Source organism: Pedobacter sp. BMA (genome assembly GCF_001027745.1).
Lineage (GTDB): Bacteria > Bacteroidota > Bacteroidia > Sphingobacteriales > Sphingobacteriaceae > Pedobacter.
On sequence record NZ_LECU01000003.1, the window covers coordinates 458,631 to 467,414 of the forward strand.

Here is an 8,784-nt window from a genome sequence, read left to right on the forward strand (position 1 = left end):
TTAAAGTGTGGCGTTTATTCCAAAAACATAACTTGGTGTAGGGGTTACACTACCGAAATTTCCGGTGTTGATAAATTCAGGATCAATCCCATCTTTATTTGCCCGCCAGACAATTCCCAGATTCCTGACATTGGCAGAAAGAGATATTGATTTTACTGTGTTACGTGGCAGGAACCGTTGCGGAACACTGTAAGATAAGGAGATTTGCTGCAGGCGGATATTATCTGCACTTCTTACCAAAGCATCAGAAAAGCGGTAGCGGTTGATACTGTTAAAATTTACCCCTGTTATTCCCGGCACATCGGTAGTCGCCTCATCACCTGGTTTTCTCCATCGTTCGGCCAGTTCACCCTGACGGCCAAGTACGCCCGTATAAGCAAAATCGGCTGTGGTTGGATAATTGGTAATGGCATTTTTTAAGAATACATGTCCAAAATAACCGGTAAACCTGATACCCAAATCCAGCTGACCATATTTGAAATTGTGGTTAAACCCGGCAGTGTAAGGGGCATACCGCCGGCCTACATAAGCTAAATCTTCTTTTGTAAACGAATTGGTTAAATTGGTCGTATTGTTGATAATGTTATTGTTCCTGTCGTAAATCTGCGCTTGACCTTTATTATCAAGGCCTGCCCAACGGTAAACATAAAGCGAACCTAATGGCATCCCTTCGATAGTAGCGCTCGTACCCGCAATTGTGCTCGCATTATTTGCATACCTTAACTCGGTAACCTTGTTGGTATTGTATCCAAAATTCAGCAAAGATTTCCAGCTGAACCTTCCTGCTCTTAATATTTCAGCATTGATAGAGAACTCGTAACCATTTCCGGTTAATGTACCACTATTGAAAGATAAATTAGACCAGCCATAAGTTGCATTATAGGCGAATGCAGCCAATATTCCTGTGGTACGTTTGGTATACACATCAAAACTACCGCCTAATCTGCCTTTAAAAAATCCAAAATCAACACCTAGGTTGGCCATTTTGGTCGTTTCCCAACCAAGATCAGAATTTGCTGGTGTTTCAATGCTTGCAATAGATTGTCCGGTTCTGAAATCAGTTCCTGTGACATTAATAATGGCAATATTTGTTCCTGCCTGTGGTACAACACCACTTGTACCCAATGTAGCACGAACGCCAAAAGTATTTAACCAGCTTAAATCTTTAATAAATTCTTCCCTGTTTGCATTCCATCTTAATCCCACAGACCAGAATGGAACCGCCCTTTTGCTTCTATCCAACCCTAAAAGTGTGTAATCATCAAAGCGAACGCTACCTGTTACAAAATATTTATCATCATAGCTGTAAGATGCATTACTGTAATAAGATAAATAACGTTTTCTGTAGCTGGTTAAATTACTGAGGTTTGCACCAAGCGATTGCGAGTAACCATACATGGTTGGATACTGTACGGTAGGATTAACGGTAATAACCGACCGTGTATCTGCATTGTAGCCATACCTGGTTTCTGAAGTATTATCAGAAAAGGTTTCTCTTATTTCAGCGCCTGCAATGGCATTGATCTGATGTTTATCAGCAATCTTCAAATCAGCATTTAATTGCCCTCTGTAAGACGTTTCAGAAGACGTCCTGCCATTAGTGATATATCTGCCCCCGTAATTGACCGTGTTTGAAGCTTTACCATTCAATAAAACCGTAAACGTGTTAACCAGGATCCGACCTGCGTAACTGTTTAGCTCGTCCAGGGTGTATGCATTCTCTATCATTCGCTGGTTGGATACCGATACATCAGCGTTTAACCATTTGGCGATTTTACCATTTAAACCTGCACTCATTCTGAAAACATTGGTTTTATAAATAGAGTTGGAATAATTTAACTCATCTAACGTATTATAGGTAAAAGGAAGATAACCTTGCGATACCATCGTATTGGCTAAAGATTCACGGATAATGATGTTTCGTCCAATACTATTACCATTGGCATCTACCAATAAGTCATAAGGACGAAGTGCCGTAGTGCTTACTGAAAGCCCATTAACTGCCGCAGCGTTGTACTGAGATTTTGAATACTGGTAATTAATTAAAGCCCTCAGGGTAATTTTCTTGTTCAGAAAATCGGTTGAGGTATTGGCATTAACGAATGCGTTTTCGCCATAGTTACTTTTAAAAATTGGGGTATCTTTCGTGTAGTTGCCAGAGATATAATAGGTACTGCTTTCTGACCCACCGGAGTACGAAAGATTGTACTGGTGGTTCACCGCGTTCTGCAACAAATATTTTTCTATTTGCGCCATTCCATCTCTCGATCCGATTTCTGCCAAAGCTGCATCACGCTGGGCAATTGTAGCCGTGCCGCGTTTTACTTTAAACATCCATTCGGTAGCCTCACTATTATTTGGCGTGTAAATGGCACTCGATGCTGGTGCCGCTGCCGGATCTACAAGCAATCCTTTATCAACCATTTCCTGTTCCAAATCGATATACTGTGCACTATTCATCCAGTGCAAATCGGCGATAGACGGATTCTTAGAGATACCGAAAAGGTAACTTACATTTAAGGACGGTGCTATCTTTCTGCCTTTTTTAGTTTCAATCACAATTACGCCATTTGCAGCTCTTGAACCCCAGATTGACGTTGCAGAAGCATCTTTTAAAAATGTAATCTGCTCTATATCCGCGATATTTACATTACTGATGACTGAATTGCCAAAAGTATTCCCGCCAACCTGCTTAGTTAGCATTGCCAAATCGCTTGAATTCATTAATGGAAACCCGTCCAGGACAATCAGCGGAATGCCACTACCGCCACTGTAGTTATTTACGCCACGGATTTGAACACTATTTCCCTTGATATCGAATTTAACCCCGGCAACCTGCCCTTCTAAGCGTTCGAGAATATTAACAGCAGGGTTTGCTTCCAGTTCCTTACCTGAAATTACGGTGTATGCACCTGCAACCCGCTCTTTGCTAATTTTTTGATAACCATTGGAAACTACATTGATATCTTCTAAAACAGCAGATACTGGTCTCAGTGTTACTAAATAAGTGATGGTTTTTCGATCAACAAAAATTTCTTCGCCTTTATAGCCCAAATAGGAAACCTGCAGTACATAACCATTTGCCGGAATATCTTTGATCACCAATTCCCCTGCTTTATCGGTAACATACATTTTATTCATGGTTTTATTATAAACATTAGCGCCTGGCAAGAGTCGGTTTAATGAATCTCTGACCACTATTTTAACATTATGGTCGTCAATGATATCAGTTAGTTTATCGATTGCATTTCGTTCTTTGATGATGATGGTTTTACCGTCGACAGAAAAAGTCAAGTCCTGGGCGTTAAGAGATTTTTGAACTGCCTCAAAAACGTTTACCTGGTTGACGCTAATAGATACTGGTTTGGCATTCAGTACAATGTTAAGATCATAGATAATATCGTAACCACTTTGCTTGCGAATTTCTTTGAGCACCTTCTCTAAAGGCACACTTTTTTCTACAATAGAAACCCTTTGCGCCATCGTTGCAGCGCTGAGTTGCACCAATGCGGTTAGAAGGATCACAGCTGTTAGTCGCATAACACGTAGCAGTTTACGGAACTGCCTGGCAGGCAGCCGGGGTGAAGTAAAATTTTTATACATTTGTTTGTTTGGTTATTGCAAAGGCCAGAAGTTCGAAGGTCGGGTCCTATGCGGTTAATAGTTGATAATTAATTGTCGACAGCCAGATTTATCCAGGGATGCCTGCAAGCATTCCTGGTTTTTCATCCGGTATCGTTTAGGCTTTACTCAGAAACGATCACCCTCCTTCCTTCCAGTTTAAAGTGTACTTTTCCTGTTAATTGAATATGATTGAGCACTTCAGATATATTGGTTCCTCTGGACATCCAGCCCCCAAGCATCAACTGTTCCGGGGCACTTTTTTCATACACCACCTCTACATCATACCATCGTGCTACTTTTCGAAGTGCACTGCGCAGATCTTCCCTGAATACAAATTCTCCGTTTTTCCAGGCGATGGCCATCTCACTATCAGCTTTTGAAAGCTGAAGGTGTCCGGCTGCGAGTGCCGACTGCTGACCAGGTTTTAACATCACTTGCTGACCATCAGAAGCAGCCACTTTTACACTTCCCTGCAGTAGTGTGGTTTTTACAATGGGTTCATCCTGGTACGCATTGATATTGAAATGGGTACCTAATACCTGCACCTCCTGAGCTGGCACATCCCCTTGTATTACCGATACAATAAATGGTAAAACCCTGCCTTTCTGTTCCTGGTGGGCAACTTCGAAATAACCTTCGCCGCTAAGCGTTACCTTTCTTGCTGTAGATGAAAAAGCGGTTGGATAACGAAGGGAAGATTTTGCATTCAGGTAAACCTTGGAGCCATCCGGCAGTACGACGGCATACTGACCCCCTGCGGGAGTGCTAATGGTATTAAAGCCTGCTGAGCCAGCTTTGCCTGGCAATGCTTTATAAGTAAGCGTGCCATCGGAAGACTTGGTAATTTCAACACCCGCTTCTATAGCTACCTGGGTACCTAAATCCTGATTCAGTATTATTTTCCTGCCATCAGACAGTTGTAAAATTGCTTTGTCTGCACCTGGTGCAAGATCTAGTCTTTTTGAAATGGTAAATCTTTCGTTTACCATATTTTTTTGATTCAGAAGAAAGTAACCAGAACCTGCAATGAGCAGCAAACTTGCAGCAATACCGATTCTGACATATTTGTTTGCGTGGGCAAAAAGGTATTTTAATTTTAGAGACTTCTCTTTGGGGGTGAAATGTTGTGTATCCTGAAGAATACGGTGCCATAGCCGGGTATCGATCTGATCGAAGTCTGGTTCTGGCGCATGCGTATCTGCCTCCTCTGCCTTCAGCAGATACCAGGTTTCCAGTTTCGCCTGCTGTTGCGGCGAAAGATCGTTATTCAGGTAACGTTTAATTAACTTTTTAGCGTTAGTTTTCATTCATTATATAGATGATATATAAAGATGACAGTTAACTGAGGGCAATGTTGTATAGGATATTAAAAAAAAGTTATTTTTGTATTAAATTATAGCAACATTACCAAAAAACACCCATAAATATTGGCAAATGATTACCAAATTTCTTCCTTAAGGCAGATATTGCCTTATTCATTTGTGTTTTTACGGTAAGTTCAGAGATATTCATGACATCAGCAATCTCTTTATAAGACAAATTTTGTTTTCGTTTCAGCTCAAATACCGCTCTCATCCTAGCCGGAAGCCTCATGATTTCATCCTCGATGAGGCGGGCCAAAATACGCTCGCGAATAAGGTGATCAGTGATTTCCTGACTGGTTTCCATAAATACAGCTAGATCATTGACGTAGCTACTGTGGGATTTATTTTTACTGAAGAAGTTCAGTATTGCATTCCGGGTAGAGACATACAGGTAAGCACCCAATGTAATATCATCCTGTAGGGAAGGTGCTTTATGCCAGAAATTAGTAAACACTTCCTGCACCACATCCTCACTTTCGCTGTCATCTTTCAACATCCGGTAGGCATGCTTATAAAGGATTGGCCAGTACCTGTTATAGATTTCAGCGAAAGCGACATCATCCCGCTCTTTTAACAGCGCAACGAGCTTCTGATCATCATATTCACTGTAATGGGGACTCATGCGATGGTAAATGTAAAATTTTTCGGTTAAATATATCATATTTTTTACATTCTGAAATGGAGATCCGAATTGCATCCAATTTAAAAATAAGGCAATCTTTCAGCGTTGATGGTTAGTAAGAAATGAAAACAAATAAAGATTGGCGAAATCATGCAATAAGGCAAAATGCTTGTTTGTAAAATTCTTGTTTTTAGGACAACTTTAATACTGGATTAACATTCCGAACTTACTTTTGAAAATTACTAACGGTTTACATGTTTTATCGCTGATCTGCAATTTTGTTTTCGCTTGATACCTTTTAACCTGCATCCATAATTTAAATATTTACAATGAAAAAATACATCGCCCTGTTTATCATCACCATTATCTATCAGGGGGCATATGCTCAATGGCCTGGGAAAATTGAGAATACCAAACAGGTTCTTCTACCTAACGGCTGGAAATTAAGTCCGGCAGGGCATTCTATTCCCCTTGGCGATTTACCATTGAATATGCAGGTGAGTACTTCAGGAAAATATATAGCGATTACCAATAACGGACAAAGTACCCAATCGCTGCAGTTGATAGATGCTAAAAGTGAAAAAGTACTTGACGAAAAGACTTTGGCTAAATCATGGTACGGCCTTGCATTCAGCAAAGATGAAAATCATCTGTATGTATCGGGGGGGAACGATAACATCATTATTAAATTCACGATCCGTAATCAAAAGCTTGCAGAGAGCGATACCATAAAACTTGGGGAGCCCTGGCCAAAGAGCAAAATAAGCCCCGCAGGCATTGCGGTAAATAAATCAGGCACAAAACTTTTTACCGTAACCAAAGAAGACAGTTGCCTTTATTTAATCAATCCTGCAAGTAAACAAATAACAGGAAAAATTCAATTGCCGGCGATCGCATACAGCTGTGTCCTTTCATCAGATGAATCTAAATTATACATTTCATTGTGGGGAGGTCGCGCGGTGGCAGTAGTAAATACCGCTGAAGAAAAAATAATGTCAACCATTCCTGTCGGCGATCATCCAAACGAACTTTTGCTTAATAGAAAGGGGAATTATTTGTTTGTGGCTAATGCAAATGATAATTCTGTTTCGGTGATTAATACGCTAACCAATAAAGTTATCGAAACAATCGCCACCACTTTGTATGCAACTCAATTAACAGGCTCAACCACAAACGGTTTAGCCCTGAGTGTTAACGAAAAAACCCTTTACATTGCAAATGCAGACAATAACTGTCTGGCAGTTTTTGATGTCAGCCGCCCTGGAACCAGTCAAAGTCAGGGCTTTATTCCTGTTGGATGGTACCCTACTAGCGTTAAGGTTACAGGCTCAAAGATTTTGGTTTCTAATGGTAAAGGCAATACCTCCATGGCAAATCCTAAGGGGCCACAGCCGGTTTCAAAGGCCGATAACAGTGGCTATCAAATGGGAAGCACGGCCAATAACAAGCTTCAGTATATCGCAGGTTTATTTAAGGGTAGTTTGTCTTTTATTGATGTGCCTAAGCCTGAGCAATTAAAAACTTACACCCGGCAGGTTTATGCCAATACTCCCTTCACTGATAAGAAAGCCACAATAGCGGATGGCGAAGCAGGAAATCCAATTCCCCGTAGGCAGGGTGAGAAATCGCCCATTAAGCATGTATTTTACATCATCAAAGAAAACCGCACTTATGATCAGGTGCTGGGAGATGTGGCAAAAGGTAACGGCGATTCGACGCTGACGCTTTTTGGAAAAAAAATTACGCCGAACCAGCATGCTTTTGCGGAGAACTATGTGTTACTGGATAATTTCTATGTGGATGCGGAAGTGAGCGCTGACGGGCATAACTGGAGTATGGCCGCTTATGCAACTGATGTGGTAGAGAAAACATGGCCTACAAGCTACGGCGCGCGTGGCGGAAGTACGACTTTTGAAGGCGGCAGACCGGTAACTTATCCGAAAGATGGCTTTATCTGGGATTATTGTCAGCGAGCTGGAGTGAGCTACCGCAGCTATGGTGAATTCGGAGATTACGCGAAAGCAAATATAAAGTCGCTTCAAGGACATATGTGTCCCGCTTCACCGGGATTTGATATGGACATCACCGATCAGGTAAGGGCTGATGCCTGGATACATGATTTTGATTCTCTTTTGGTTGCAGGTTCCGTTCCCCAATTCAGTACGCTCCGGGTGTCGAATGATCATACCAGCGGACAGAAAAAAGGAAAAGTTTCACCACAATCTGCAGTGGCAGATAACGATCTTGCTATTGGGAGAATATTGGAAAGGCTTTCGCACAGCCCGATTTGGAAAGAATCTGTGGTATTTATTCTGGAGGATGATGCCCAGAACGGCCCGGACCATGTGGATGCACACCGGTCTCCGGCCTATGTAATCGGCCCCTACGTAAAAAGAAAATCAGTTGTTCACACCATGTATTCTACTTCGGGATTCTTAAGAACGATGGAACTGATTCTGGGTTTACCCCCGATGAGTCAATATGATGCTGCCGCAGTTCCGCTGTTTGAATGTTTTATGGCCAAACCGGATTTCACACCATATAATGCCATCACGCCTTTGATTAATCTGAATAACAGAAACGTAGCCATTAATGAGAGCAGCAGACGATCAGAACTTTTCAATTTTGCCAAAGAAGACTCAGCGCCCGACCTGGATTTGAATGAGGTGATCTGGAAATCAGTGAAGGGTGAAAATTCTGTAATGCCTGCGCCTAAGCGAAGCGCCTTTGTGATTTTGGAAAAGAGAAAAAAGGACGACGATGATTAATTGTAATATAGTAAATTCAATTGACTGATATTGGAGATATGTTAAGCGACTTTGATTAAATCTGAACTGACAACGAATTTGAAAATAACGTTTTCTATTCCAAAGGCGTAGTTTACTGCATTATTAACAAAGTTCTACGAAAGCCACAAAACTGCAGGTTGTATGATTTTTGTAACGATCCTGAAACATTAATTATTGGTTCCTGTTGTTAAGCCAAATTAAAAATGAACAACATGAACATGAAATTTACAAAATCAACAATGTTGATTGCTTTATTGGGCCTGTCATCACAATTGTTTGCGCAAGACGCTAACATGACTACAACTGGTCGCTTTTCTCCAACCCAGTTCCGTACCTGGTCAATTGGTGTTCACGGAGGTGTATTAAGTCCTAACACGATTTTTAA

Annotated in this window: 4 protein-coding genes; 1 reads left to right on the forward strand and 3 read right to left on the reverse strand. The window is 41.2% G+C overall.

Annotation, left to right across the window (positions count from 1 at the left end):
- From AB669_RS06315 to AB669_RS06325, 3 genes are all read right to left on the reverse strand, one after another.
- Positions 1–3,603: a SusC/RagA family TonB-linked outer membrane protein gene (locus AB669_RS06315; RefSeq protein ID WP_047798425.1), complete on the reverse strand. Its 3,603-nt coding sequence runs from the start codon at positions 3,601–3,603 to the stop codon at positions 1–3.
- A 143-nt stretch (positions 3,604–3,746) separates the two neighbouring features.
- Complete coding sequence (locus AB669_RS06320) at positions 3,747–4,931, reverse strand: FecR family protein (RefSeq protein ID WP_047798426.1); 1,185 nt, start codon at positions 4,929–4,931, stop codon at positions 3,747–3,749.
- Between the two features lie 97 nt (positions 4,932–5,028).
- Positions 5,029–5,610 (reverse strand): RNA polymerase sigma factor, encoded by a 582-nt coding sequence (locus AB669_RS06325; RefSeq protein WP_047798483.1) that lies wholly within the window; start codon positions 5,608–5,610, stop codon positions 5,029–5,031.
- A gap of 329 nt (positions 5,611–5,939) precedes the next feature.
- On the opposite strand from AB669_RS06325, the gene AB669_RS06330 reads away from it, so the two are divergent.
- On the forward strand, positions 5,940–8,378 hold the full coding sequence (locus AB669_RS06330) for a bifunctional YncE family protein/alkaline phosphatase family protein (protein ID WP_047798427.1): 2,439 nt from the start codon (positions 5,940–5,942) through the stop codon (positions 8,376–8,378).
- Positions 8,379–8,784 lie beyond the last annotated feature (406 nt).

Bases quoted from the DNA above. Each gene is read 5' to 3' on its own strand.
- AB669_RS06315 (WP_047798425.1), bottom strand. From the start codon at position 3,603: ATGTATAAAAATTTTACTTCACCCCGGCTGCCTGCCAGGCAGTTCCGT.
- AB669_RS06320 (WP_047798426.1), bottom strand. From the start codon at position 4,931: ATGAAAACTAACGCTAAAAAGTTAATTAAACGTTACCTGAATAACGAT.
- AB669_RS06325 (WP_047798483.1), bottom strand. From the start codon at position 5,610: ATGAGTCCCCATTACAGTGAATATGATGATCAGAAGCTCGTTGCGCTG.
- AB669_RS06330 (WP_047798427.1), top strand. From the start codon at position 5,940: ATGAAAAAATACATCGCCCTGTTTATCATCACCATTATCTATCAGGGG.